23 protein-coding genes are annotated in these 25,910 nt (G+C 60.1%); 1 reads left to right on the top strand and 22 read right to left on the bottom strand.

Features of this window, described 5'->3' with window-relative positions; translation table 11 throughout:
- Positions 1–305 precede the first annotated feature (305 nt).
- Entirely contained in the window at positions 306–497 is a 192-nt protein-coding gene (locus tag NUV99_08095) for an SPW repeat protein (GenBank protein ID MCR4420070.1), read from the top strand.
- Positions 498–624: 127 nt separating this feature from the next.
- On the opposite strand, the gene NUV99_08100 is transcribed toward NUV99_08095, so the two are convergent.
- From NUV99_08100 to NUV99_08205, 22 genes are all read right to left on the bottom strand, one after another.
- Positions 625–1,473 (bottom strand): C-GCAxxG-C-C family protein, encoded by an 849-nt coding sequence (locus NUV99_08100; GenBank protein MCR4420071.1) that lies wholly within the window; start codon positions 1,471–1,473, stop codon positions 625–627.
- Positions 1,474–1,548: 75 nt separating this feature from the next.
- Positions 1,549–1,836: a MoaD/ThiS family protein gene (locus NUV99_08105; protein ID MCR4420072.1), complete on the bottom strand. Its 288-nt coding sequence runs from the start codon at positions 1,834–1,836 to the stop codon at positions 1,549–1,551.
- Between the two features lie 33 nt (positions 1,837–1,869).
- Positions 1,870–3,756: an aldehyde ferredoxin oxidoreductase family protein gene (locus tag NUV99_08110; protein MCR4420073.1), complete on the bottom strand. Its 1,887-nt coding sequence runs from the start codon at positions 3,754–3,756 to the stop codon at positions 1,870–1,872.
- Positions 3,757–3,788: 32 nt separating this feature from the next.
- Positions 3,789–4,949: an iron-containing alcohol dehydrogenase gene (locus NUV99_08115; GenBank protein ID MCR4420074.1), complete on the bottom strand. Its 1,161-nt coding sequence runs from the start codon at positions 4,947–4,949 to the stop codon at positions 3,789–3,791.
- Between the two features lie 394 nt (positions 4,950–5,343).
- On the bottom strand, positions 5,344–6,876 hold the full coding sequence (locus NUV99_08120) for an acyl-CoA/acyl-ACP dehydrogenase (GenBank protein MCR4420075.1): 1,533 nt from the start codon (positions 6,874–6,876) through the stop codon (positions 5,344–5,346).
- Between the two features lie 115 nt (positions 6,877–6,991).
- Positions 6,992–8,263 (bottom strand): MFS transporter, encoded by a 1,272-nt coding sequence (locus tag NUV99_08125; protein MCR4420076.1) that lies wholly within the window; start codon positions 8,261–8,263, stop codon positions 6,992–6,994.
- A gap of 64 nt (positions 8,264–8,327) precedes the next feature.
- Positions 8,328–9,968: an acyl--CoA ligase gene (locus NUV99_08130; protein ID MCR4420077.1), complete on the bottom strand. Its 1,641-nt coding sequence runs from the start codon at positions 9,966–9,968 to the stop codon at positions 8,328–8,330.
- Between the two features lie 17 nt (positions 9,969–9,985).
- Positions 9,986–10,729: an ATP-binding cassette domain-containing protein gene (locus NUV99_08135; protein MCR4420078.1), complete on the bottom strand. Its 744-nt coding sequence runs from the start codon at positions 10,727–10,729 to the stop codon at positions 9,986–9,988.
- Positions 10,722–11,486, bottom strand: a complete 765-nt coding sequence (locus NUV99_08140) for an ABC transporter ATP-binding protein (protein MCR4420079.1) — start codon at positions 11,484–11,486, stop codon at positions 10,722–10,724. The genes NUV99_08135 and NUV99_08140 overlap by 8 nt, the downstream gene beginning before the upstream one ends.
- Positions 11,446–12,513 carry a branched-chain amino acid ABC transporter permease gene (locus NUV99_08145; protein MCR4420080.1) on the bottom strand — a complete coding sequence of 356 codons (1,068 nt, stop codon included), beginning with the start codon at positions 12,511–12,513 and terminating at the stop codon, positions 11,446–11,448. The genes NUV99_08140 and NUV99_08145 overlap by 41 nt, the downstream gene beginning before the upstream one ends.
- 1 nt (position 12,514) lies before the next feature.
- Positions 12,515–13,387, bottom strand: coding sequence for a branched-chain amino acid ABC transporter permease (locus NUV99_08150; GenBank protein ID MCR4420081.1), 873 nt, complete (start codon positions 13,385–13,387; stop codon positions 12,515–12,517).
- Between the two features lie 76 nt (positions 13,388–13,463).
- Positions 13,464–14,780, bottom strand: a complete 1,317-nt coding sequence (locus NUV99_08155) for an ABC transporter substrate-binding protein (protein MCR4420082.1) — start codon at positions 14,778–14,780, stop codon at positions 13,464–13,466.
- A 254-nt stretch (positions 14,781–15,034) separates the two neighbouring features.
- Positions 15,035–16,180 carry an acyl-CoA dehydrogenase family protein gene (locus NUV99_08160; GenBank protein MCR4420083.1) on the bottom strand — a complete coding sequence of 382 codons (1,146 nt, stop codon included), beginning with the start codon at positions 16,178–16,180 and terminating at the stop codon, positions 15,035–15,037.
- A gap of 336 nt (positions 16,181–16,516) precedes the next feature.
- Positions 16,517–17,221 carry an ABC transporter ATP-binding protein gene (locus NUV99_08165; GenBank protein ID MCR4420084.1) on the bottom strand — a complete coding sequence of 235 codons (705 nt, stop codon included), beginning with the start codon at positions 17,219–17,221 and terminating at the stop codon, positions 16,517–16,519.
- A gap of 7 nt (positions 17,222–17,228) precedes the next feature.
- On the bottom strand, positions 17,229–17,948 hold the full coding sequence (locus NUV99_08170; GenBank protein MCR4420085.1) for an ABC transporter ATP-binding protein: 720 nt from the start codon (positions 17,946–17,948) through the stop codon (positions 17,229–17,231).
- Position 17,949: 1 nt separating this feature from the next.
- Positions 17,950–18,900 (bottom strand): branched-chain amino acid ABC transporter permease, encoded by a 951-nt coding sequence (locus NUV99_08175; protein ID MCR4420086.1) that lies wholly within the window; start codon positions 18,898–18,900, stop codon positions 17,950–17,952.
- Positions 18,901–18,904: 4 nt separating this feature from the next.
- The gene (locus NUV99_08180) at positions 18,905–19,774 is read right to left on the bottom strand and encodes a branched-chain amino acid ABC transporter permease (protein MCR4420087.1); all 870 of its coding nucleotides are present in this window, start codon (positions 19,772–19,774) and stop codon (positions 18,905–18,907) included.
- Positions 19,775–19,939: 165 nt separating this feature from the next.
- On the bottom strand, positions 19,940–21,205 hold the full coding sequence (locus NUV99_08185) for an amino acid ABC transporter substrate-binding protein (GenBank protein MCR4420088.1): 1,266 nt from the start codon (positions 21,203–21,205) through the stop codon (positions 19,940–19,942).
- Positions 21,206–21,331: 126 nt separating this feature from the next.
- Entirely contained in the window at positions 21,332–22,678 is a 1,347-nt protein-coding gene (locus NUV99_08190) for a uroporphyrinogen decarboxylase (GenBank protein MCR4420089.1), read from the bottom strand.
- A gap of 5 nt (positions 22,679–22,683) precedes the next feature.
- A complete protein-coding gene (locus NUV99_08195) occupies positions 22,684–23,331 on the bottom strand; it encodes a cobalamin-dependent protein (GenBank protein ID MCR4420090.1) in 648 nt (215 codons plus the stop codon).
- A gap of 206 nt (positions 23,332–23,537) precedes the next feature.
- Positions 23,538–24,968 carry a sigma 54-interacting transcriptional regulator gene (locus NUV99_08200; GenBank protein MCR4420091.1) on the bottom strand — a complete coding sequence of 477 codons (1,431 nt, stop codon included), beginning with the start codon at positions 24,966–24,968 and terminating at the stop codon, positions 23,538–23,540.
- 36 nt (positions 24,969–25,004) lie between these two features.
- Positions 25,005–25,829: a methyl-accepting chemotaxis protein gene (locus NUV99_08205; protein ID MCR4420092.1), complete on the bottom strand. Its 825-nt coding sequence runs from the start codon at positions 25,827–25,829 to the stop codon at positions 25,005–25,007.
- Between the last annotated feature and the right edge of the window lie 81 nt (positions 25,830–25,910).

Genomic DNA, 25,910 nt, shown 5'->3' on the forward strand with positions numbered 1-25,910 from the left:
CTACACTTCCTTCCTCTGGGTTGCACACCGCGCGTCACCCCTGGTGGTAGTCGAAGGCCGGGTGCCCACCGGTCACACTCCGCCTGCGTTGAGCTTGGCGCCCAGGTCGCCTGGCTAAAGCAATCGCGACCAGAGGCTAGGAAGACCGGTGCGAGACAAGCCCGTCCAACTATTGACAGCAGAACTAGATAGTGTTATATTGAGAGTAGTGAGTAACGTATGTATTTGTATCCATAGCCCCACAACGCAGGATTGCTGCCGGGCGCAGAATAGGCAGGTAAACACGGGTTCCAGGGGTGATTGCGTTGAAGTGGGCTAAGTGGATTCTCCTGATCCTCGGAATTCTGGTAATCATCGTTCCCTTCTGTGTAGGCACCTCGGCCAACCTGGGGGCCTTGCTGGCCAACATCGTTCTAGGCGTCTTGGTGGTCGTGTTCGGTTTCCTTCTGCCAGCCCCGGGTGGGAAAGAAGAGAGCGGCAAAGCCGCCAAAGCCTGATTAAGAACCTATAACTACGGCCTGCATTCTCGCGCCCGGCTTCTTGCCTCGAATTCCCAGGGGCGGAGGGTCATACCTCCGCCCCTGGTCATATGCCCCAGCGTTATCCCGTTGTTCCGCTTCAACCCTAACCTAAGCGGGCATTAAGTATCTCTGCCGCCCGCGCGGCGGTATCTCCCACCACCTTGGCGCAACGATCCTTCTGGGCGTCACTCCACATGGGCTGGCCGGAGGCGACGAACCAGTGCCACAGAGAGAAGCTGCACAACGGAGAATAGGCTTTCGTGGCCGGCTGGTTCTTGACCTTGCAGTAGGCCTCGTGCTTGTCCGTGGGCAGCTTGGTAGTGCAGTACCACTCGAACAGTTCGGTGATGGGGCCAAAGCAGGCCGGAGGCCCGGTATTGGGATCGCTCAGCAGGCTGATCACCGCCGCGGCGCCGTTAAGGGCTCCGCAGGTGGTGCCCAGCCCGGCGACGCCGCCCGCCCCGTACACGAACATCAGCTCGGGCAAGGCTGTCCAGGGATAGCCCACCGCTTCCCTCAGGGCAAGGATAAGGCCGGCAGCTCCCCCGTACATGCAGTTGTTAATGCGGGAACACTCTTCGTATCCCTTGCGCCGCACCACTTCCGGATCGAGCCTCTTGTACGGCCAGGGCAGGGGCGGCAGGGCTGCCTGTCCGGGCTGCGCGCCGGCCACGGTCAGCGTCCTCGTGGCGCCGTCCCAGGCCACGGTGGCGCCCAAAGCCTCGGCTACCGGCCGCACCGGAGCCACCACGGTTCCGTTTACCAGGTTGGCAGGAACCGGCCCCGTGACCTTCTTGCCGTTTACGATCAATTCAACCGTTTCTCCGGCCATCGCCACCCCCGGAATACCCATGCTCAACACACTCCCCCCCGCGATTGCGGCCGTTGTGGCCAGCATGCCGGCACTGGCGAGAAACTCTCGCCGCGAAAGCCCCTGTTTCTCGTCGCTCACCTGCACGCCTCCTCTCTAGTTTTATACATTTTAAATACTATTTCAACATGGGGATTCCTCCCCATGCCCCCACCCTCATCCACCGGAGGCAGGGGGAATAATGAGCAGGGTGTCCCCTTCCTTCAGGGTGGTGTCAAGACCCTGATAGGGAGCCAGATCCCGACCGTTCAGTACCCACCGGAAATGGCGGTAGGGCTGGCCGCTGGCGGGGTCAATAAGCTTTTTCTCCAGCTCTTCACCCCGCAGTCTCACCAGCACCTCCACCGCCTCCCTCACGGAGGCTCCGGAAGGCACCTCTACCTCCGTCTGGAAGCCTCCCAGTACGGGCACCAGGTCGAGTATGGTCTGCACCTTTATTCTCATCGTCCCCCTGCCCCCTCTGCGGGCGTACGGTGACTAGGAGAGTTTCTCCAGATCCCTCGCCGCTTCTTCCAGCCCCAGCTCCAGCAGTTTGGCGCGCGTGGGCCGGCCGGTGCTCTTATCCCATCCCCGGGCCTCGTAGTACTCGTCAAGCATCCGGTCCAGGTCTTCCCGGGCAATGCGCTGGCCCGCAGACGCTCCTGCCTTGACGGGCTCCTCCATCAGCCGCCGGGGCACGGTGTCGTCCGCCCTGCCGAAGCCCTCGCGCGCGTTAAACATGCGGGCAAGATTGTTCACCCGCTCGCCCACCCGCATCACCTCTTCGGCGGTGAAGGAGAGACCTGAGGCAGTACTTACCAGGTTCGCGGTGTTCTCCAGGGCTATGTCCACTACCGCCTGGTCCAGAAGGAAGGCGCACATGGTGGGGCAGTCGCAGGTGGCGGTGCGAACGTCCTGGTTCCACTTGCATAGCCGGCCCTTGCCCTCGTAGGCAAAGCGGTCTACGGGCTCGGGCACCGGAACTCCAAAGATTTCCTGGAAAGCATACCCCCGATTGTGGTCGGCGCCGGTGTAGGAGGTGATGTAGTTGAGACCGTGCGCCTTGGCGCCGCGCACGTCGTAGGCCGGAAGCTCAAGGCCCTTGATGTGCAGGGCGTAAGCCTCCGAACCCCTCCCTATACGCTGGGAGGCCAGCCGGGTTCCGTCGGCCAGGACGTCCCCGAAGCCTTCCCGGAAGGCCATCTTCCGGAGCATTTCCATTACCGCCCGGTGGTTACCGAAGTTGAGCTCCAGGCCGTCAGCTTCCTGCCGGCTGATTATGCCCCGCTCGTAGAGCTCCATGGCAAAGGCGATGGTGACTCCGGCGGACATGCTGTCCAGCCCGTATTCGTCCGCCCAGCGGTCGGCGGCGATTATGGCCGGTATATAGTCTACGCCCACGTTGGTACCCAGAGCGTAGATGGTTTCGAATTCCGGCCCTTCGGTGAGCAGACCCGCATACTCCCCACTCCTGACCAGGCGCACCTGACTGCACCCAACCGGACAGCCGTAGCAGTGGGCGCGGTCCACCGTGTAGCGGTCGTGGGCTTGGAAGCCGACCCGCTCCAGGGGGTTGAACACGCCGGTTTCGGCCCAGTTCTTGGCCGCCAGGATGCCCAGCACCGAGGTGGCGTCTACGGCGATGGAGGTGCCCCCTTTGGCAAAGGCGGAATACAGAGACGGGCTTTCGCGCATCCGCCGGTTCAGGTTGCGCACCCCGGCCATAAATCCTTCCCGGTCGTGGATGGGCACTTCCTGCGTGCCCCGGACGGCGATGGCCTTGAGGTTCTTGCTTCCCATCACCGCCCCCACCCCTTTGCGGCCGGCGGCACGGCGCTCGTTAATGATGGCGGCCATGCGGGAAAGCTTCTCTCCGGCGGGCCCGATGCAGGCTACCCGCGTGTTGAGGTCGCCCACTTCCTCTTTGATGAATAGCTGGGTATCGGTGGTGAGCAGGCCCCAAAGCCGCTCGGCGCTACGGATGCGCACCTCGCCGTCCTTGATCTGCAGGTAGACGGGTGCTTCCGAAGACCCTTCTACGATAAGGGCGTCGTACCCGGCAAACTTCAGCTCCGCCGGAAACTGCCCCCCGGTAAGGGCCATGCCTACCGCTCCGGTGAGCGGCGACCTGGTTACCACCGCCATCCTGCTCGCGCAGGGAGCGCCGGTTCCGGTGAGCGGACCGGGTACGAAAATGAGCGGGTTTTCCGGAGCGAGAGGATCTACGCCCGGAGCCAGCAGGTCATAAAGGAGCTTGATGCCCAGTCCGGCTCCCCCGATATAGTTCTTCGCCAACACGGGGTCGAGATCTTCCACCTTCCACTCACGGCGGGAAAGGTTGACCCGCAGGACCTTGCCGGTATACCCTCCCTTGAGTTCTCCCATCCTCTGTTCGCCCTCCTTCCCGAGTAGAGGGGTTAGGAGTAGTTCCGGTAGGCTTTCCGAAGCACCTCGCCTGCTATCTCCGGCGTAAGCGGCCGGGGCACAAAATTGGCAGTATCGTCCTTCATGATGCCCGGCACGATTTCCAGCAGTGCGGCCTCGCTGATCTGAAGCTGCCCAAAGGTGGGAATCCCGACCTGCCGCCGTAAGGAGGCAATGGCCGCAGCCACCTTCTCTCCTACCGCCTTGGCGGGAAGATCTGCCGGCATGTCTACCCCCATCGCCCGTCCTACTACCCTGACCTTGTCCGGAACCGCTTCGGCGGCAAACTCCACCACCTCCGGCAAGGCTATGGCGCAACCCACCCCGTGGGGCACGTGGAAGCGCGCCCCCACCACGTGGGCAATGGCGTGGCCCAGGTGGGGCAGGGCGTCGTTGAAGGCAATGCCGGCCAGGGTGGCCGCCAGGCTCATGTTGGTCCTGGCCTCCATATCCGCTCCGTTGCTGACCGCGGCCGGCAGGTAGCGGCAGATCAAGGATATAGCTCGCTCGGCCAACACGTCGGAGAAGGGATTGGCCAGAGCCGAGGTGAGAGCCTCCACGGCGTGGGCGAGGGCATCCATTCCCGTAGCCGCAGTGAGCGAGGGCGGCATGCCGGCGGTTAACTCGGGGTCCACTATGGCCAGACTGGCCTGACAGTACGGGCCGATAACTCCTATCTTGCGGTTGTTCTGGGTATCGGTAACCACGGAGATGGCGGTAACTTCGCTGCCGGTTCCGGAGGTGGTGGGAATGAGAACCAGTATCTTGCCCGGATTGGGAGCCACGTTGACGCCGAAGTACCGCGAAATCGGCGGGGGATTGGTAAGCAAGACGTTTACCCCTTTGGCGGTGTCCATGACGCTGCCGCCGCCCACCGCTACCAGGCCGTCCACCCCTATCCGCCGGGCGAGCTCTGCGGCCTCTTCGATGAGGTGATCGGGCGGATCCGGCGGCACCCGGTCAAACAGCGTGACCTCCAGGCCGGCGGCCTCGAGATCCTGCACCATCCGTTCGGCTATGCCGGCCTTGCGTATTCCCTGATCGGTCAGGAACAGTACCTTCTGACACCCCAACCCCTTGACCCTGGCACCCGTTTCTTGACTGGCACCCACCCCAAATAGAATCGGTGAGGTTCTGGAAATGAGCTGCGCCATTGGTAGTATCGTCCTCCCTTAGACAGTAATACCAACCTGCTTCCCGCTTCCCTTCTCCTGCTTGCCCCACCCCTTTCCTCGCCACTCCTGGCACGGAAGACCCGCCCCCGGCTCTTGATTGCGATCACGGTTCTCCCCTCGACCATCCTCCGTGCCGGAACGCCGTTCGTTTTGTTTGTCCATATGTTGCTATTATTATAACCGGTGGTTAGAAAGCAGTAAAGAGATTACCGACTCTTTGCTAAGTTCTCCGTTGCCAACCGGTCTGAAGCCTTACCGCCGCGGCCGTCTTCTCCGGCGTGGCTGCCACGGTGCTACCCGAAGCCAGGCCGGAGGTAGCGATTCGCGGCGTGCAACAGCCGATCGGCAGCGCCCGGCGGCGTCTGGCTCATAACTAGAACAGGTTTTCTTCCTGCGCCCAAGCGGGAATATAGCGGTAGTACTCAAGGGGATAAGTTTTCCTTAATCCTTCATAGGTAGCCTTAACCAGTTCAACCCGGTTGCCCTTTCGAAATAGCTTGACCAGCTTCTCCTCCTCCAGCCCGGCGAGCACCGCCTCCAGTTCCCCGCGCTGCTCCTCTGCCACCCCCAGCCGGGCCCGCAGGTCTTCTACGGGCACATAGAGCCCGGGGTTCACCGCGTAATCCTCTGCCAGGACCTGTAGTACCGCCGGCCCGTCAACCCTCCCGGGTCCCGGTGGCATCGCTGCGGCCGGCAGGGGCACGCGCAGCCGTTCGTCGCGGCAACGGTGCTTCATTATCAGTTCGTCGGCCATTTCTTTAAGGCCCAGGCGGAAGATGAGCAGCTTCATGGCTTCCGAGGTGCCGCCGGCGATTTCGTGAATCTTCGCTTCCCGCAGAAGTCTTTCCAGGGGGTAGAACTTGGTAACCCCGTCTCCGCCCATCACCTGCACGGCCTCCAGTGCCACCTGCGTCAACATCTCCGTGGTGGCCAGCTTGCTTACCGAACACTCTACCGCCGCTTCCCAGCCCAAATCCAGCAGGTAGGCGGCGTAGAAGGCGGAAAGCCGGGCCAGCCTTAGCTTGCCAAGCATTTCGGCAATCTTCATCTGATTGGCGGGCAGTTCCAAGGTGGGGCGGCCGAACTGTATCCGCCGGCGGGCATAAGGCACCACTGTGCGCAGGCACTCGCGGATGCAGCAAGCTGCCTGAACCGCACAGAGGGCCCGCTCGTAGTTGAAACCGGTCACCATGAGCTGCCAGCCCTGTCCCTCTTCGCCAATGCGGTTGGCTGCCGGCACGCGCACTTCCTCCAGGTGCAGGGAGCCGTTATAGGTGTTGTCCAGGCCAATCAGCTCGTTTATCCGTTCCACCCGAAATCCGTCCATGCCTTTCTCTACGATGAACCCGGTAAGGTGCCGGTAACCCCGGATGTCGTCCGGGTCGTCGCTGGTCCGTGCGTACAGCATGTAGCGGCTGGCCACTCCGGCTCCGGTTACGAATCGTTTCTTACCCGTAATCACATAGTAGTTGCCATCCCGCCGGGCCACGGTCTCCATTCCGGCCACATCGGTGCCGGCGAAAGGCTCCGTGGCCGCCACCGCTCCCAGTTCTCCGGCGGCCACACGGCGAAGGAACCTCTTCTTCTGCTCCTCGGTGCCGAACTTCTCTATCTGGTGCACTCCGCCCAGCATGCTGGCGCCAAAGGCCCCCATTCCCGCTCCGGGAAGTCGGAACACTTCTTCGCCCACGATAGCGGTGCCGGTCACGCCCAACCCCATTCCGCCGTACTCCTTGGCGATGCCGGCACCGAAGTAGCCCCGCTCCGCCAGAACGCGCACGACATCCCAGGGAAACTCCCGCTTCCACCAGGCCTCCTCGGCTCGGGTAACGAGCTCGTCTACTACGTGCTTTACCTCCTGCTTCAGTCGCCGGTGTTCTTCCGACCACCAGGGAAAGGCCTCCATGCACAGATCCCCCTCGTGGATTTGCGGTTTGTCCCATGGTGAGAATTCTCGTCCTGGCCGCGAAAACCTCCCACTCGGGGCGATTACCGGCGGGCCAAGGGGGGGGGTAGGCAGATCAGGAGCGGGAAGGGGGAGGTCGAAGCAACAGCGACCCCGCCAGTCCCAGAGCCGAAAGCGCCGCCGCCAGGAGGAAAGCCCAGGCAAAGGTCCGGGTGGCATCTGCCAGGGATCCGGCCACGGCAGGTCCCAAGGCCTGCCCGATTCCGAAGAACACGGTCACAAAACCCAACCCGGCCGGGGCCAGCCGGGGCCCGACGAAGTCGCCGCTGGCAGCGGCCATTATGGTGGGGATGCCGGCAAAGCTCAGGCCGTAGAGGATGGCGGAGAAGCATAAGACCGACGTAGTGCGGGAAAAGGCAAATGCGAGGTAGGCTATCATGAGGGCCAGATAAACCAGGGCCAGGCCGTACCGGCGCCCCAGATAATCCGAAACCCTGCCCCATAGGCCGCCGGAAATGATGCTGAGACCTCCCACCAGCGCCCACAGGGTGCTGACCCGACCTAACGGCCAGCCGATCTCATTGTTCAGGTAGGCGGCGAAAAAGGTCATATATATGACGTAAGAAAACCCGTACGCCAGGTATACAAGACCCAAGTGCCAGAGTCCCTTCTCACGGTAAGGGAAGCCGTTCACGGTCGTAGCTCCCGGGCCATTGCCCGGGTCAGGGCCTGCACCGGACCCCACCGGCTCCATTCCCGCTTCTTCCGGGGAACTCTTTAGGAAGCCGTAAGCTATCGCGCTGACGGCCAAAGCCAGGCCGCCCAGGTAGTACCACGCAAAACGCCAGCCCGCCGCGTCGTGGACCCGAATAATGAGCGGCACCAAAACTGCGCCCAGCATCGTTCCCAGGCCGACGCCGCCGGCCACGATGCCCGTGGCCACACCGCGGTACCGCGCGGTGAACCAGGCCGAGCCCAGGGCCATGGCCGGTACGTACGCCCCGCCGTTGCCCACTCCGGTCAACAGACGCATAACGAAGGCCCAGGGGAAACTCCTGGCCAGCCCGGTAAGCGCCATGGTCGTTCCCATGAGCGCCAGGGACAGGGAGATCACTCGCCGGCTGCCGTAACGAGTTGCCAGGAAGCCCCCGACCAACGAGAAGAATACGTAGCCGACGAAATTGCCCGTCCCAAGCAACCCCGCCTGCGTATAGGTCAGGCCCAGCCCCGCCTTCATCGGCGGCAGGATAAGCGTAAAGGACATGCGGCCCAGCCCGTGAGAGGCCATGGTGGCCAGCATGCCCAAGAGCATCATCGTCCAGCCGTAGTGCAGTTGAATCACCCCCACGGGACCGAAACCATTGGGAAGGGACCCGGCAGCGGCCAAGTCGTCAAGCTCCCACTCCGGATCCCTCCCCCAGGCGGGCTCCGCTTGGAGAAGCCGGTCAAGGCTACGAGGCCCGGAGTTTGCGCCGCTCTTCCGATCTCAACTCCCGGCGCAGGAGCTTACCCGTCTTGGACTTGGGCAGCGTATCCCGGAATTCAACATGCTGCGGCACCTCAAAGGGAGCCAGCCTTTCCCGGCACCAGCGCACCAGGTCGTAGGCCGTGGTGCCCCGCGCTCCTCCCTTCAGCACCACAAAAGCCTTGATGGTTTCTCCGGTCTCCGCGCCGGGTATACCTACCACGCAGGCCGTGGCCACCGAGGGGTGTTCCTGGAGCACGCGCTCAATCTTTGAGGGCGCAATCCGGTACCCTTTATGTTTGATAACGTCAACCGACCGATCCACAAAGAAGAGTCTCCCCTCGCGGTCCCGGCTGACCAGGTCGCCCGTACGATACCATACCTTACCGTCAATGGTAACGAACTGCTCGGAGGTTTCCTCCGGCTTGTTCCAATAGGAGGTGACCATGGTTTCCGAGCGCACCAGAAGTTCACCTACTTCCCCAACCTCAACCGGGGTAAGGGTCTCCGGGTCCGCCACTCTGACCTCCCAGTAGGCTAAGGGCCGTCCGATGCCGGCCTCCGGTCCCTCCTCGCCGGGCAGGGTGAGCGAAATGGGCCCGCAGGCTTCGGTGGTGCCGTATGCCTGGTACAGCGGTCGGCCCACCTTCTCCACCCATTCTCGCTGTACCTCGGCCGGCAGCACGTCGCCGCTGGACAGGCAGTATTGCAGGCAGCTGAGGTCGTACTGATCCCGTCTCTCGTGCCGCAGGATCATCTGGAAGAGCGTGGGAGTCCCGAAAATGGTGGTGGCGCGGTACCGGACGATATGGTCGAAAAGGGCATCCAGGTTCATGCGGGGCAGCAACACCAGTGTCTCTCCGCTCAACAGGGCCCCGAACCCCACTACCTGGCCGAACACGTGGCATAGCGGCGTTCCTTGAATTACCGTATCCTTTCCCCTGGGTACTATCAACTCGCTCGCCTTCCTCTGCTCCGACGTACTTCTCAGTAGGAGGGCATGGGTCACCGGCACGCCCTTGGGGTAGCCGGTGGTCCCATCGGTGTAGACTATTTCCGCCAGGTCCTGGACTCCGGCCGAGTCTTCGGGAACAAAAGGTTTCGCTTCCTGCTTCCAGTGCAGCAGATCCTTCAGCCGCAGGACATTGGTCTGCAAGGCTACCCGCCCGGACGGCAGTCTGTCCATCAGCCGCCCCAGGCCCCGTTTCCACCAGGGCAGCAAATCGGCCAGATTGCTAACCACCACTTTCACGGATGGGGCCTCGCCGAGGATCTGGGCCACGTAGCCGTAGTTGGTATCCGCACAGAAAACGAACTTCGCCTCGCTGTCCACCACTATATATTCGAGTTCCCGGTAGCTGTAGTAATGGTGAACCGGCACCGCCACGGCTCCTACCTTCTGCAGTGCCAGCCAGACGATTATCCATTGGGGACAGGTAGGGAGGTATATCACCGCCCGATCCCGGGGCCTCAGGCCCAGGTCGGCCAGGGCCCTGGCCAGGATGGAGCACAAGCCCTCCAGCTCGGCATAGGCAACCGATTCTCCGAGGTATACCAGCGCCGCCTTACGGGGCGCCTCTCTGGCCACCGCCTCAAAAGCATCGTAGACCGAAGGTGAATGAGCCATTGCCAAACCCTCCCTTCCTACCACCCGAGATAGGCCGCTTTCACTTCGGGATTGTCCAGCAGTTCCTCGCGCGTTCCGGCCAACACCAGATTCCCGTTCTCGATCACGTACCCGCGGTCAATTACCGGCATCAGGGGGCGGGCATACTGTTCCGTGACCAGCACCGTAATACCTTGCTCTCTGATATTCCGGATACCCCTTACTACTTCGCTTTGAATGGCCGGACTGAGCCCGAGCAAAGGTTCGTCCAGCAATAACAGCCTGGGACCGGCCACCAGCGCCATCCCGATGGCCAGCATCTGCTGCTCGCCGCCGCTCAGCATGCCGGCCCGTCTGCCTTTCAGGTCCTTCAACCTGGGAAACAGCGAGAAGACCAGTTCTATCCGCTCGCGAACGGCAGATCGGCTTTGAAGGTAGCCGCTGATCTTCAGGTTCTCTATAACGCTGCTCTCCCGAAAGACGGGGTGTCTTTCCCGGCAGAGAACGATCCCCCGCTTCACCCGGTGCACCGGCGAGGCTTCCAGGATGTCCTCCCCCTCGAATTGGAGTTCCCCGTATATGGCTATCCTTTCTCCCCCTCTGCGCTGCTCCCGGTACCTTAAGTGCTGGAGTATGCCGGAGATCACGAGCATGAGGGTGCTCTTCCCCGCGCCGTTGGGTCCGAAAACCCCCACCACTTCGCCGTGGTCCACCCGCAGGCTCAGCCGGTTGAGGGCCAGGGCGTTCTCATAGAACACCGTCAGGTTCGTTGCCTCAACCACCAAGGCCCACCTCGCTTCCCATGTACGCCTCCCGTACGTGCTCCATCTGCATTACTTCCTCCGGGGTGCCCTCGGCAATCTTCCGGCCGAAGTTCAGCACTATTACCCGGTTGACCACCTGGAAGAGTTCCTTCAGCCGGTGCTCTACCATGAGCAGCGTCCTGCCCTCTCTCCGCAGCCGCTCGATCAGGGGGATCACGCCGGCAACCTCGGAAACGGTCATGCCGGAGAACAGCTCGTCCAGGATGAGCAGGTCGGGCTCAAGGGCCAGGCACCTCGCCAGTTCGAGCCGCTTCAGGTGCCCGTGGGGAAGACTTCCCGCCGGCTTTTCCGGCACCAGGGAGTCGCGGTCGAACCCCACCTCCTCCAACAGGCGGATGGCCGTCTCCCCGCGATGCCCGTATCTTCCGCCTTTCAGCTTGCTTGCCCGGGCAGAGTACAGGGGTACTACCAGGTTCTTGTAAGCCGGCAGGTGATAGAAAGGTTTGGCCATTTGAAAGGTGCGGGCCATCCCCAGACTGACCCGGCGATAGGGGGGCATTCCGGTAACGTCGGTTCCCTTAAAATACACCCTCCCGGAAGTGGCCCGGACAAATCCGGTGATGAGGTTGACGAGGGTGGTCTTGCCGGAGCCGTTGGGCCCGATGATGCCCACCGCCTCTCCCGGGCGCAGCTCAAACGAGACTCCGTCTACCGCCCTTACCCCTCCGAAGTTCTTACGCAGTTCGACGATCTGCAAGATCGGCACCTGATCCATCCGACCACGCTACCTCCTCTACCGGGACGACCCGCTGGAACTGGTGATACTTGCGCTGCAGGAAACGCAAAAGCCCTTCGGGAACGCCCACCGCGAACACCACCAGAATGATGGCGTATACTACCATGCGCAGCGTGCCGAAGCTCCTCAGCACTTCGGACAGGGGGGTAAGAATAAAGGCTCCAAGCACCGGCCCCACCAGCGTACCGGTACCCCCCACTACCGCGCTGGCCAGGGGGAGAAGGGAATACTCCATGGCAAAAGCCGGCATCCCTACGAACTGGTAATGATGGGTAAGCAAGGCCCCTCCCAGCGTACCGGGCAGAGCAGCCAGGAACACCGCCTCAACCTTGAATTTGGTAAGGCTTATGCCCGAGGCCAGTACCACCCGGTCGTTGGCGTTGATCCCCTGCAGTACCATGCCGTAGTCGGATTCTATTAGACGCCGGTAGGCAAAGGCAAAGAACAGCACCGCCGCTATACCCAGATAGAGTTCCAGTGTGAAATTGGGTAATGGATCCAGGCCGCTCAGCCCCTCGGTTCCGCCCAGGATCTTGGTAGCCTCGATCAGCCGGGAGAACACCAGGGGGAGTGCCAGCGTAATCAGGCCGAAGTAAATGCCCCTCAGACGCAATACCGGCGTAAGCAGTGCCGTGCACAGAGCGGCACCGGCTACGGTGGCTATGGGTATGCAGACCCCGGGAGGCCAGCCGAACTGGTGATTGAGATACCCGGTCATGTAGCCGCCAACCCCGAAGAACAGTGCCTGGCCTAACGAGGGCAAACCGGCTACGGCGAGAACGTCCCAGCTCACCGCCAGCAGAGAAACGACCAGGGTAATGAGCAGGACCTTCATCCAGTAGACGCCTATCAGGGGTTCCAAAAACGGGGCTATCAGCAGAGCGATTACCGCCAGCGCCCGAGGCCCCAGGGCGTATACCAGGTCCCGTAAGGAGGCCAATGCGTAGATATCTTCGGTCCTGACCTTTGCGCCCCGGTCCAGCCTTTCCTTACGATACGGCTGCAATTTACACCCTCTCCTCCAGTTCCTTGAATTTGCCCAAGATGCCTGAGGGCTTGAAGATCAGTACCCCGATTATGGCTACCAGGTAGACTATTTCCATCCAGTGGCTGCCCACGAAGGTCGAGACCAGTATCTGGGCGTACCCCAGAAGCAGACTGGCCAGCGCCAGCCCCACCAGGCTTTCCAGCCCCCCCAGGACGGAAACCGCCAGGGCTATCACCAGGATGTCGTATCCCAGATTGACGGTGATGAGCCCCATGGGAAGCAGAGTGACGGCCGCAATGGCTGCCAGTGCCCCTCCCAGAGCCATGCTCACCGTGGCCGTCCAGTTGGGCTCGATACCGACGCTGAGGGCGGTCAGTTCGTCCTGGGCCATGGCCCGGAGCGCCAGCCCCAGCCGCATGTGGTGCGAGAAAAGGAATAGGGCCAGCAACAGCAACGCCCCAATAATAACCACGCAAAGCCGCTGGTAATCAAGGGAGACGCCGAGGATTTCAATTCCTCCCTTAAGGAAGGGCGGCAGACTGAACTCGTAGGTGATGAAGCCCCGCCAGCGGAAAAACTCCACTATGCACACCAGGATACCGTAAGTGGATACCACTTCGGACCACGTAGTACCCTTGATCGGCCGGATCACCCCCCGATAAAGGAGGGCGCCGCAGGTTGCCACCACCAGGATGGCCAGCACAATGGATACGACCAACGGGAGATCAAGACGTTTCAACAGTATCCAGGTGAGGTAGCCGGCGATTATATAGAGCCCGCCGTGTGCCAAGTTGGCGATGCCGCTAAGGCCGAATACCAGGCTGAATCCCAGGGCGGTGAGGAGTATTACCAGGCTGTTCACCAAACCGTAGATCAAGGCGCTCTCGATCATGCCGACCCACTTCGCCTCCCCGGCAGTAATATGCGGGGAGCGGGTGCGGGCTTTCCGCACCCGCTCCCCCGGACCCTTACTTCATGTAACTGGGAAGCTCGATCTGGCCTTCGGCCACGGACGGAGGATAGACGGGCACCCGCACGCCGGGAGCTTTCCACTGGAAAGCTCCGCCAATAGCTCCCTCCTTGGGATCCAGTGCGTATATCGCCTGATGGTCATTGCCGAACTTGATCTTGCCTATGGTGCCTTCCATGTCGGTCTGCTGCAGAGCGCTGCTGACGGCATCCGGGTCAAGCGATCCGGCGCGCTCTATGGCGGCCGCTACCATGTAAACCGCATCGTACGAGGCGCCTACGCCGTGATCGATCATCTTGCGGGCGCGCTCTTCCCCGTACTTCTTGGTGAAACTCTCGACAAAGGCAACGGACTTGGGCGCAGCCTTTACGGGAACGGAACCGTATTCTTCTACCGCGCAGACAACCCCCTCGATCTCGCCCTGGAACACGTCCCACGCCTCCTGGGGAACCAGCGGCGCCAGACGACCGACGATAAGCGCCGGCACCTTCATGGACCGCGCCTGTTTGACCAGAATGGCGCATTGGGGCATGTCGAACACCGGAATTATTACCTGGGCCTTGCCCTGCAGGGCCTTGGAGAGCGTAGCGGAGAAGTCAGAAGCACCAACCGGATAGGCGTCGTACCCGACCACCGTCCAGCCGTGTTCCTTTAGCCAACCCTCCACTGCCTTGCCGGTGCCCTGTGCCCAAAGGGTATCCTGAATTACCAGGTAGGCGCTCTTGAAGCCGAACTGCTGGTTGATGTTCTCCAGCAGCCCGCCCAAATACTGGGCCATATGGGCGGAATTGCTGCCGAGACGGAAGAAGTACTTGCCCTTCTCCGGCTCCGACAAAACCTTTTCTTCAAACTTGGTGCTCTTGGCGATGTTAATAATATAAGGAATCTTATACTTGGGTATCAGGTCCATGGAAGCCAGAAGAACCTCGGAACGGAAAGCTCCCGAAACGATAACGTGTGGCTTCTTCTCGGTGATGATCTTTTCCAGAGCGGCCAAGGCATCACTCACCGGAACCCCGGCCTCGTGCTCGCGGGTATCGATAGAGATTATCTCTATCGGCCTCTTGGTTCCACCTACCGAGATCCCGCCCTGAGCGTTGATCTCCTCAGCAGCCAGTTGAGCCGCCCTCAAGCTATCCTGGCCCTCACTTGAACCCAAGGCGGTAACCACCGCCATAACCACCGGCTCCGCCTGCCCGGAGGGCTGCGCCGCCTCCTTTTCGCCTCCGCCACAACCGGCCAGACCCAAGAGGAACAATCCTGCAAGGATTAAGCAGAACACTGCCGAGTTTCTTCTACTCGCGAGTCGGATCATGCAAGGGCCTCCCTTCTCAAGTCTTATCGGCCAAACGAATTGCCTCTCGATCTGCTATGACATTCTCACCCCCATTCGCGAATTCCATACGATTAAAGCATTCTAGTATCAATTCTGTCAACAACCGCACTGCCTTCAATATTGGCTCAAATCGACCCCAGTATCATTTTCATGCCAATTACTTCGTTTTACAAACCTTAAAAAGTTCCACGGGGACGGGCCGGTTCAAAGTACACGGCCCAGCTTCCTAACGGTCAACGAGCGGCTTTCGCCAGCGCCCGGGCGATTACTACCCGTTGAATCTGATTGGTGCCCTCAAAAATGGCAAATATCTTCGCGTCTCGCATCATGCGCTCTACCGGGTACTCGCGGGTGTAACCGTAACCCCCAAAGACCTGCACCGCATCCCGGGTTACGTCCATGACTATGTCCGTGGCCCAGAGCTTGGCCATGGCGGAGTACTTGCTGACGTCGGGGTCCTTGCAGTCGTATTTCCATGCCGCGTAGTACCCCAGCCACCGTGCCGTCTGCACCTTGGTCTCCATGTCCGCAATCATAAACTGGATTCCTTGATGCTCAATAATCGGTACGCCGAATTGAACCCGCGTACAGGCATATTCAACCGCGGCCTCCAGTGCCCCCTGCGCCAGGCCGATGGCCTGGAAAGCGGTACCGATTCGTCCCTTATCCAGGGACTTCATGGCAATCCTAAAACCGTCTCCCACTTTACCCAAAAGCATTTCCGCCCCTACGCGGACGCCGTCCAGGACCACTTCTCCCGTAGGGGACCCGCGTAGACCCATCTTCTTCTCCACCTTGCCGGTGGACAAACCCGGCATGCCCCGCTCGACCAGGAAGGCAGAAATCCTGTCCCCGGTTTCGGTGGGCACCTTGGCGAAGACGGTGAAAAGATCGGCTACCGGAGCGTTGGTAATAAAAGTCTTGGTACCGGTAATCACGTACCCGTCCCCATCGGGTACGGCCCGCGTCTGCATGGAGCCGATATCCGACCCCGCGTTGGGCTCGGTCAGAGCAAAGGCAGGCAGAATATCCCCTTCGGCTATCTTCGGCAGGTATTTGCGCTTCTGATCCTCGTTGCCCGCCACGATAATAGGGATCGAACCCAACGATTGGTTGCCCAAGATCATGGAACTCGAGCCACAGACCCGAGCCACCTCCTCCATGGCCGCACAGTAGGTAGTCAGACGCCCATCGATCCCACCGTATTCCGCAGGAACGGCAAGCGCAAAAATCCCATTTTGTGCAAATAGTTCCTTCACGTCCCAAGGAAATTCTTCCCTTTCATCAATGGCCTGAGCGCGCGGTGCCACTTTTTCGGTCATTATTCTCCTTACCGTCCGCCGAATACTCTCCTGTTCTTCGTCCAACCGAAATTCCACCGTTGCGACCTCCCGGTTTAAGTAGCGCGCCACGGGCTCACCCGGGCCCACTCTGCCTTTGTTGCCGGGCTTTGCTTCAAGCAAGCAAAGTGCCAGCTGCGGACAATCTGTTCAATACGCACAAGGCCAACACCCACAACCACCGGCGAAAAGCGGGGGCGGCCCCCTGCTATCTCCCCGGGTGTATAATAGATATACAGGGGGCCCTGCTACCGAGATCACATCGGCATGTGAACCGCGCCGGCAAAGGCGAAATCGCTGCTATATATTTTATATACAGCTGTCCGACTCAGATAAACCCTTGTATATAAAGTATACGTCAGGCGTTAGATCCCACTACAAACCCAGGTAGGCCTTTCTCACATAGTCGCTCCCCAACAACTTCTGGCCCGCTCCTTCCAAAGTTACGCGGCCGTTCTCCAATACGTAGGCCCGGTCGGCAATCTCCAGGGCCTGACGCACATTCTGCTCGATCAGAAGCACGGTAATCCCCTGATTGCGCAGCTTCTTTATCAGGCCGAACGCCTCCGTGACCACCCGCGGCGCCAAACCATAGGACATCTCGTCGATTATGCAAAGCTTGGGGCAGGCCATCAATCCCCGGGCCACCGCCAGCATCTGACGCTCGCCTCCGCTCAGCGTCCTGGCCAACTGGTTTTGGCGCTCTTTCAGGCGCGGAAACAGCTCAAAGACCTGTTCCATATATTCATGCCGCCTCTTCCAGGCCCGGGGCGTATAGGCCCCCATATCCAAGTTCTCGCGGACGGTCATGTCCGGAAAGACCCTGCCACCCTCCGGTACGTAGGAAATGCCCATTTCCACCACCTGGTGCGGGGGCGACCCGGTGATACGCTCACCCAGGAAGACCACCTCTCCCGAGGCCGGGGGCAGAAAGCCGGAGATAGTCTTGAGGAGAGTAGTCTTGCCGGCTCCGTTAGCCCCCACGAGGGCCACTATTTCCCCCTCGTCTACCTTGAGGGAAACGTCCCATAGCACCTGGAGCTTCCCGTAAAAAGAGCGAACGTTGAATACTTCCAGCATGACCTCCTCACTCTCCCAAGTATACTTCTATTACCTGTCGATTCTGGGCGATTTCCTCCGGCCTGCCTTCGGCAATCTTCTCACCGTGGTGGAGAACTACGATCCGCTGACACACGCTCATTATTGCCTTCATCACGTGCTCGATCATTACCACGGTTACGCCTCGCTCGCGTATGCGATGGACGAGCCCCATAGCCTCACCCACCTCGGTAGGGTTGAGGCCGGCCATCATTTCGTCCAGCAGCAACAGCTCCGGCTTGCTGGCCAGGGCCCGGGCCACTTCCAGGCGTTTCTGGTTTACCAGGGTCAGGTCACGAGCCGGTACCGAAGCCATAGGAGCCAGCCCTACGAATTCCAGGATCTCTCCCACCTCTCGAGCGGCGTCTGAACCGGCCCCACGCCCGGAGGCGCCAAAAAGATACCCGGTGACAACATTCTCGAAAACCGTCAGGTTGGGGAAGATCTTCACCGACTGAAAGGTCCGGGACACTCCCAGACGGCAGATCTGGTGCGGTTTGAGGCCGCTGATCCGCCTCTCCTTAAAGGCGATCACCCCGGCATCAGGGACCAGGGCCCCGGATACCAGGTTAAATACCGTGGTTTTACCTGCCCCATTGGGGCCGATGAGGCCGACGATTTCCCCCTCTTCCACGTGGAAATCCAGATTCGATACCGCTACCAGCCCGCCGAAGCGCTTGGTCAGCTTCTCAATCTCCAGCATCCTCATGTTACCTTCCCCGCTCCCGCTTCAGCCATTTTTGGATCAGGCCCACCAAGCCTTCAGGCAAGTAAAGGATGGTAACCACCATCACGCACCCGAAAATCAGCATGTAGAAATATGGAAATCGGGTAATGAGAAAATCCTCCAGGTAAGTGAATACCGCCGCGCCTATGACCGGACCGTAGAGCTGACCCATACCGCCGAAAACGGCCATAAGGACGGGCATAAAGCTCAACTGAAGGTTAAAGGCTATGGTGGGATCGACATAGGTCCAACGGCTGGCCATAACCACCCCGGACGCCCCCATGAAGAAGGCGCTGATGGCAAAGGCCAGGACCTTCGCCCACGTGGTATTGATCCCCACGTGCTCGGCCGCCTCCTCGCATTCGCCGATGCTCCGCAGGGCCAGCCCAAACCGCGACCGATTTATGAGGAAGCTGACAACCAACACCGCCAGAAGAATGGCGTACATCAGGTAGTAAACGGTGAGATAGTCCATATAGGGGACCAGGCGGCCCACCCGACCGGAAAAGTGTACCTCTGCCCAGCGCAGCAGGGTCCCGACGAACTGCACCAGGCCCAAGGTAAACATGGCGAAGTAAATACCTCTCAGCCTCAAGGTAATGCCGCCCACCAACAGGGCAAAGGCAAAACTGATCAGTCCGCCGACCAACAAGGCTTCATAAATCGGCACCTTCATCCCCAACAGCGCCGCGGTATAGACGCCGATACCGAAAAACGCCGCCGAGGCCAGGGAAACGTAGCGGGTAGCCCCGGAAAAAACAATCCAGCTCACGGTAAGCACCACATACATGTAGGTATTGCTGAGGAATACGGAAACATACTTGCCGCCGAACAACGGAACCACCGTCAGGATAACTGCCGCCGCTACCAGCAAAGTCCACGGCAACCATTTCCGCGCAGGCAGAGTCTCGGGTACCAGTACCGGTTGGTTCATCCGCCTACCTCCCCATAATCCCCGTCGGCCTTATCAACAGTAGGGCCATGAACAGCAGGTAATAGGCCACCATGGCCAGACCGGGCTCGAAATAGGTCACGATAGTCCCGATTATGCCCAGCAAGAAGCCTCCGATGAAGCTGCCCGGAATGCTCCCCAACCCACCCAGGGCCACAATGATGATGGCGATTATGGTGTATTCAAACCCCATGGTGGCGTAGACGCTATAAGACATGCTCAAGAGAGTGCCGGCCACCCCGGCCAGCAAGGCGCCCAGACCGAAGCACAGCGCCAGAACCTGCTCGATGTTCACGCCCATGAGGCCGGCAGCCGCAGCGTCCTGGGAAGCGGCCCGAATGGCCTTGCCGATGCGGGTGCGGGCCAAGAACAGGTAGAAGGCAATCCCGATACCCAGGGCAAAGGCCAGCATTACCAGCCGGTTGGCCGCGAACACCGCGCCTCCGATATTCACCGGGTTGGCCAGGTAGGAGTACCCGCGGATGTCGGCGCCCCAAATCAGGATGGCTACATTCTGGATAACGTACAGAAGACCAAAGGAAGCCAGCATCGAGCTTCCCTCGAAGGCGTCTACCGTAGGTGATGAAGCGCGCAACCGCTGATAAATGGTTCGGTGGAGGAAGTAGCCCACGACCAGAATCAGAGGACCGCATACGGCCAGGCATACAAGCGGGTTCACCCCGAAACCAGCGTACAGCGCCCAGGTAATGAACGCGCCCAACATGATGTACTCACCGTGGGCCACGTTGAGCACCCTGGCCACGCCGTACTGCAGGCTCAAACCGACGGCAATGAGGGCGTAAATTCCTCCCAGGAGTATACCGCCAACGATCACGTCTAGTACGGTAACCAGCATAGTCTTCTCCCATCCTCTGGAATATTTGGAGAAAACAGTCACCAGGAGGCCGCCCGCCTAGGGACAAGGCCTTTTTGCCTTCCCCGTACGGGCGGCCTATCTGGTCATTAGCCGGCCAATACCGACCCGCAGAACGGCTTCAGGCGTCCGATTCTCCGCTTCTTCCTACTTCTTCTTCGGCCAGTCCGGCTTCAGTATGGGCGGCGCAGTCCGGTTCTTGCCGGGATCGATGACCTCCCAGTGGCCCTTCTGCCACTGGCCGATCTGGCCCAGGTGGCCGCGGAAGTAGCGGTCCGGATCGTACTTGAACGGACCCACGAAGGTATCGTACGTCTTGGTAGCCATAACCTCCCGGATCTTGCTCTGGTCCAGAGTCCCGGCCTCCTCTATAGCCTGCTGGAAGTGCTGCAGCGAGGAGTAATAGTAGAGCTGGCCCCAGTAGTCGTCCGGCTCCCGGTTAAAGTGTTTCTTGTAGAGTTCTACGAACTGCGCAGCACCCGGGCTGCTCTTCTCGTTCCAGGCCCCGCCGCCCATTACTCCCTCTACGGCTTCTGCTCCGAAGGCATCACGATAGGTAGGAGCGTAGGGACCCACAGTGCAGAAGAAAGCCTTGAAATTGATGCCAAGCTCGATGGCCTGCTGGGTAAGAAGCATGGTCTCTTCAGGATAGCAGAAGGCTATAAAGGCTTCGGCCCCCATGGACTTGGCCTCCTTCAGCAGCGGGGAAAGGTCCTTGCTGCCCAAGGGGAAGCTTTTAACCATCTTGATATCAAGGCCGGCCTTCTGCAACTCGGGAATCCCTACTTCCTTGTACTCCACGCCATGCAGGTCCTCGTGATGCACCACCGCTATGCTCTTTATGCCCAGTTCGTTCAGGATCTGGGCCAGTACGGGCATCTGGGAGCGGGAGAAGTTCAATACCTGGAAGAAGTAGGGCAGTTGGGGCATGATCTCTTCAAGCTTGACCGCGCCCCCGGGACCGCCGATCAGGATATACTGGTGCTTGTTGGCTATGGGAGCAGCAGCGTAGAGGAACCCCGTGCTCCACGGAGGCAGTACAAAGTCCACCTTGTCTTCCAGGATTAGCTTCTCCAGCAGCTTGGTCATGGTGCCCAGGTCGGATTTATCATCGTATTTGACGTACTCAATGGGTAGCTTCTTGTCGTACTCTTTAACGTAAATGCCGCCCTGAGCATTCACCTCTTTGACCCACATCTCGTATACCGGCCCGCTGGTGGTGGCGACACCCATGGCCATGGGCCCGGAGAGCGAGATGGCCTGCCCGATGACGATCTTGTCTTTGGCCGGTTTGGCACTCGGTTCCGGAGCCGCCGCTTGCTGCTGCTTCTGGCCGGCGCACCCGGCTACCAAGGCCAGGACCAACACCACGCTCAACACCACCGACACCCAACGCAAACGCCTCTTGGTCATACCGGACGTTCCCCCCTCAAAGAATTGCCGAAGGACCGATTACCCTCCAACTTCCACGGAAGTGCGGACAGACCTACCCCCTCCTCCCGGTGCTCACCCCCCCACCCATCAAAGGTGGCCTACGGGTTACTGGTATTTCCCGTACTCAAAGGCCGCGTCTATCATGGCCCGGAGGTTTTCCGGCTTGATATCGTCCAGTACTCCGCCATTGGAGAGGATAAACCCGCCCTCACCGGCTACCTTTTCAACCAGATCCTTCACGTAGGCCCTTACGTCCTGGGGAGACCCGACCTTCAGCAGGGCCAGGGGCACGTTCCCGGCGATACAGGCCTTCCCTCCCAAAAGCTGCCTGGCCTTTACCATGTCGGTCTGGTCGAACAGCCAGATGATCCTTCCCTTCGGGAGGTCCGGATCGGCGAGAAAGTCAAGGCGCTGATTGTAGCTACCTTCCACGAAGACGAGCGGCACCAGGCCCTCATTGATCAGGCCCAGGAGTACCGCTTTAAAGCTTGGCCAGTAAAACTTAGCGAAGGCCTCGCGGGACAGGAAGCCATCCGCGCCCTTGTGGATGGGAATGAAGATGCAAGGACTTCCGCCGAACTGGGAGCTGTGGAGCCCCATATCGATGGCCAGCGGTACCAGCCGGTCCAGCGCCGCCAGTACCTTGTCCGGCCGCCGGAATATGTCCAGCATTATGCCGCGCGTACCCCGGAGGGTATCGCCCAGGGTGTCGAAGGGCGCCTTGGTGTAGCCGCCGAACAGTCCGGGCAGACCAAGCGTAGCCGTATTCTCCGCCTCCACGGCGCCGGCAGTCTGGATCCACTCCATCGCCGCCCGGCCGGCCTCGAGTAACTTCTCAAATGCCTGCTGAACCTCGGGAAGACCCATCATTACCATGAAGGGCCCCATGAAAGGTAGCTCCATCAGGTCGGTAAGCGGCATCATCATGCTGCAGGGTTTCAGGGCCCCAAAGATGCGGGGGAGATAGTAGCGAAGCCAGAAATCGGAAGGGTCGCGAATAAAAAGATCGTATTCGTCTTCCCGCATGTACTCCTCCTCCACGCACTGGTACGGCGTGTCGGGAGGGGTACCGTGGCCCGGCCACCGGTAGAGCTGCAGGTCCAGAATCTCAAAGACCTTTCCCGCTCCAATCAGCACGCAGGTGGTCAGAGAGTCGGTGGCAAAGTCCCGGTTGAACTTCTTGAAGGCTTCGGCCAGTTTGCCGTAGTCGTACATGGCCTCCTGGGCCGTGACGCCGGCGTACTTCGGGGGGAAGAACCCTACCATCAGGGTCACCGGCACCCGGTCCGGCTTTTTCAGCTCTATGGCGTCCACCAAGCGCTGCACGCGCTGCCGATAGGCTGCCCGAACCTCCTCGCTGGAGAAGGCTACGTTCTTGGCCTCCAGCCACGCCTCTACGCGCGCCCGATACTTCTCGTCGGGAGCCATCTGCTTCCAGTTTTCGGGAAACATCGGCCTTACCTCCCCACCCACTTGCGGGCCAGATTAACCGCCTCTACTGCATCCTTGCCCCAGGCATCCGCACCCGTATAGGCCCGAACTTGATCGTTGGTGGCGGCTCCGCCGATCATGATCCTGACCTTATCCCGTAGTCCTGCCGCGGCCAGGGCCTCGACGGTTTCCTTCATGGGCTCGTAGGCCAGGGTTAAGAGACAACTCATCCCTACCACCTGGGCCTGGTGCTGACGTACCGCCTCCACGAACTTTTCCGCCGGCGCGTCCACCCCGATGTCGATAACCTCGAAGCCGTTCACGTCCAGCAGAAAAGAAACTATGTTCTTACCGATGTCGTGGATGTCGCCCTTGACCGTGCCCAGGACCACTTTGCCCAGCCGGCTGACGCCACCCTCTTCCGGCGCCTGGCTCATCTTTTCTTTTACCATGCCCGAAATCTGGGTCAATACTTCGCCGGCCAGCATGAGCTCGGGCAGGAAATACTCGCCCTTTTCAAACCGCTGCCCTACCACCTCCACCCCCTGGCGGCAAGCATCCAGTAGATCTATAGGCTTGGTGCCGAAGTCCAGCAACGTCCGAGCGATCTTAAGAGCTTCTTCCTCTCGGAGTTCGGCAATCGCCTCGGCCAGAGACTTGGTGTTGGTTTCCATTTTCTCTCTTCACCCTCCTCTTGCTTTCTGGTCTACAAGGCCTGTTTATTCTCCACTACATTCTCGAGTTCCTCCTTCACCTCCCCCCAGAGATAAAGCACTTATTCAAAAGCCCTAATACTATTCTTTAACTAATACTTCGATCTTCTCCCTGCGATTCCTTCCGGAAGTGACGGCGGAGTATCCACTACCGAGCCCAGTGTGGGCTAACCCAGACCATACTTGCGCAGCTTGTAATAAAAGGCACGGCGGCTTATGCCCAGTAGCCGAATGGCCTCCGACCGGTTGTTTCCCGCCCGGCGCAGGGCCAGCGCAATAGCCTCCCTTTCCACCTTTTCCAGGAGTTCGTCCAGCTTCAGCGCTTCGGAACCTCTGGTGACCGGTCCGGTTGCCAGAGTGTCGGACCAATAAGCTCGCAGGTACTCGGGCAGGTGCTCGGGCAGAATCACCCCGCCCTGGCACATCACCACCGCGTGTTCGATCACGTTGATCAGCTCCCTCACGTTTCCCGGCCAGGTATGCCTCTCGAAGACTTCCAGGACCGAAGGAGAAAAGGCCGCCTCCTTGGCGTAGAGAGAGGCGAAGTGGGCCAGAAAGTGGGCGGCCAGCGGGGGTATATCTGCCGGCCGTTCCCGCAGGGCGGGTACGAAGATGGGCACGACGTTCAGGCGGTAGTAAAGGTCGGCCCGGAACTGCTTTTCCTGAACCAGCACCTCCAGGTTCTTGTTGGTCGCGGCAATCAACCGGGTATTTATCCTCTTGGGCTTCACTCCTCCTACCCGCTCGATGGTCTTGGTTTCGATAGCGCGAAGGAGTTTGGCCTGCATATTCAGAGATAGATCGCCTATCTCATCCAGGAAGAGGGTGCCACCGTGGGCCTCCTCGAACTTACCCGGTTTTCCTTTGGGGCTGGCGCCGGTAAACGCCCCGGCCTCGTAACCGAACAGCTCGGACTCCAGAAGGCTCTCCGGAATGGCCGCGCAGTTAAGGGAAACGAACGGCCCCTGCGCCCTGGGGCTGGACCGGTGGATGGCTTCGGCGATTATTCCCTTGCCTACGCCGGTTTCCCCGCGCAGCATCACCGTACAGTCCGTCTTGGCCGCCAGGGCCGCCATATTCAGAGAATGCACAAAGGCCGGATCGTGGCCTACTATCCGGTTAAAGGGCTCGGGAAGGAGCTCTCGACTCACGGGAAGGCGGGACTGCTTTTTCCCTCGGGTGGTACAGGCCATCGAGGCCAAACGCTGTGACAAATGGTAAACGGGCGAGGAGGTACCAATGCCGATAGCCCCTATTATGGTTCCCCGCTCGTCCCTCAGGGGCAGGCAGGTGGCCAGTATGCGATAGCCCAGGCTCTCGTCGTAGAGGTCTTCGTTATAAACCGGCTGGCCGGTCTTCAAGGCCCGAACCAGCTTATCGTGGGGATTGCGGGCAACCAGGTTGCGCCCCAAAACTCTTCCCGCCTCGACGCCGACGATTCTCTCGTACCCCTTGTTTACATACACTATCCGCCCCTCGGCGTCGATAACCATGATGGCGTCGTCGATATGGTCGAAGAACTCCGCCAGGTGCCGCCCCACCAGCCGGCTTAACAGCTCCGACTCCGGCCGACGGACAATCTCGATCTCCTTGGCCACTGGTTCCTCCGTCCCGCCTTTCCGAGGCTGTTTCCCCTATAACTTAATCAGCTTGGCCGCTATCTCCGTCAACTGGGCTGCTTCCTTCTCCATATTGTTCAGTACGGCTGCCATTTGTTGGCTGGAAGAAGCCTGGTGTTCGGCCACACCGGATATCTGAACCACGCTGTCCAGAAATCCGGCTATGGCGCCCATGACCTGAGAAAGTTTGCCAGAAATTTCCTGAACGTTACGCTGGGTATTCTCCGCCAGCTTGCGTATTTCTGCCGCCACCACGCCGAAACCCCGCCCCTGGTCGCCGGCCCTGGCCGCCTCTATGGCGGCATTCAGGCCCAAGAGCCGGGTCATGGAAGCTATGTCCCGGATAAGCTGTAGCACCCCTTCCATACTCTGCATCTCGCTGCGGATATTCTCTGCCTTGCTGGAAAGCTCCGTGGCGGAAGCGGCCAACTCCTGAGCTTCTGAGGCCAGGGAGTTGGCCTCGTCGTTAATCACCGTCAGATTGTCCCGGATGCGACTGGCTATCCCCTGGACCTCGGCCTGCAGGTCGGTGCCCACCACGCATACCAGCGCCCCGACGACCTTGCCCTCTTCGTCCCGAATGGGGACCCCCATGCCCATATACGGAATGCCGCGCACCTCTTTGGGCACCACGCGCACCTGGCGCTTTCCTGCCTTAAGGGCATGATCCGCTACCGAGCCTGGTAGTATGGGGTCGTTAAGCTGAACCCCGAGCTTAAAGGTTTCGCTTTCCATGTGCCATATATATTTCTCCAAATCGGTAACCGCCAGCGTGTATTCGGGTCCCAGCAATTCCCTAAAAAGAGGAGCCACCTTGATAACCTGCTCCAGAGCATCCATACCAGGATCTCTCCTCGGTATTATAGTTTTACCGAACAGTCGGAAAGGAAAGGCTATCCACTATTCGGGTGACGCAATGCG

This window comes from Clostridia bacterium, from assembly GCA_024653205.1.
In the GTDB taxonomy this organism is placed as follows: Bacteria; Bacillota; DSM-521; order Neomoorellales; family SLTJ01; genus JANLFO01.

Bases quoted from the DNA above. Each gene is read 5' to 3' on its own strand.
- NUV99_08105 (MCR4420072.1), bottom strand. From the start codon at position 1,836: ATGAGAATAAAGGTGCAGACCATACTCGACCTGGTGCCCGTACTGGGA.
- NUV99_08110 (MCR4420073.1), bottom strand. From the start codon at position 3,756: ATGGGAGAACTCAAGGGAGGGTATACCGGCAAGGTCCTGCGGGTCAAC.
- NUV99_08115 (MCR4420074.1), bottom strand. From the start codon at position 4,949: ATGGCGCAGCTCATTTCCAGAACCTCACCGATTCTATTTGGGGTGGGT.
- NUV99_08120 (MCR4420075.1), bottom strand. From the start codon at position 6,876: ATGGAGGCCTTTCCCTGGTGGTCGGAAGAACACCGGCGACTGAAGCAG.
- NUV99_08130 (MCR4420077.1), bottom strand. From the start codon at position 9,968: ATGGCTCATTCACCTTCGGTCTACGATGCTTTTGAGGCGGTGGCCAGA.
- NUV99_08140 (MCR4420079.1), bottom strand. From the start codon at position 11,486: ATGGATCAGGTGCCGATCTTGCAGATCGTCGAACTGCGTAAGAACTTC.
- NUV99_08150 (MCR4420081.1), bottom strand. From the start codon at position 13,387: ATGATCGAGAGCGCCTTGATCTACGGTTTGGTGAACAGCCTGGTAATA.
- NUV99_08155 (MCR4420082.1), bottom strand. From the start codon at position 14,780: ATGATCCGACTCGCGAGTAGAAGAAACTCGGCAGTGTTCTGCTTAATC.
- NUV99_08165 (MCR4420084.1), bottom strand. From the start codon at position 17,221: ATGCTGGAAGTATTCAACGTTCGCTCTTTTTACGGGAAGCTCCAGGTG.
- NUV99_08170 (MCR4420085.1), bottom strand. From the start codon at position 17,948: ATGAGGATGCTGGAGATTGAGAAGCTGACCAAGCGCTTCGGCGGGCTG.
- NUV99_08175 (MCR4420086.1), bottom strand. From the start codon at position 18,900: ATGAACCAACCGGTACTGGTACCCGAGACTCTGCCTGCGCGGAAATGG.
- NUV99_08180 (MCR4420087.1), bottom strand. From the start codon at position 19,774: ATGCTGGTTACCGTACTAGACGTGATCGTTGGCGGTATACTCCTGGGA.
- NUV99_08185 (MCR4420088.1), bottom strand. From the start codon at position 21,205: ATGACCAAGAGGCGTTTGCGTTGGGTGTCGGTGGTGTTGAGCGTGGTG.
- NUV99_08190 (MCR4420089.1), bottom strand. From the start codon at position 22,678: ATGTTTCCCGAAAACTGGAAGCAGATGGCTCCCGACGAGAAGTATCGG.
- NUV99_08195 (MCR4420090.1), bottom strand. From the start codon at position 23,331: ATGGAAACCAACACCAAGTCTCTGGCCGAGGCGATTGCCGAACTCCGA.
- NUV99_08205 (MCR4420092.1), bottom strand. From the start codon at position 25,829: ATGGATGCTCTGGAGCAGGTTATCAAGGTGGCTCCTCTTTTTAGGGAA.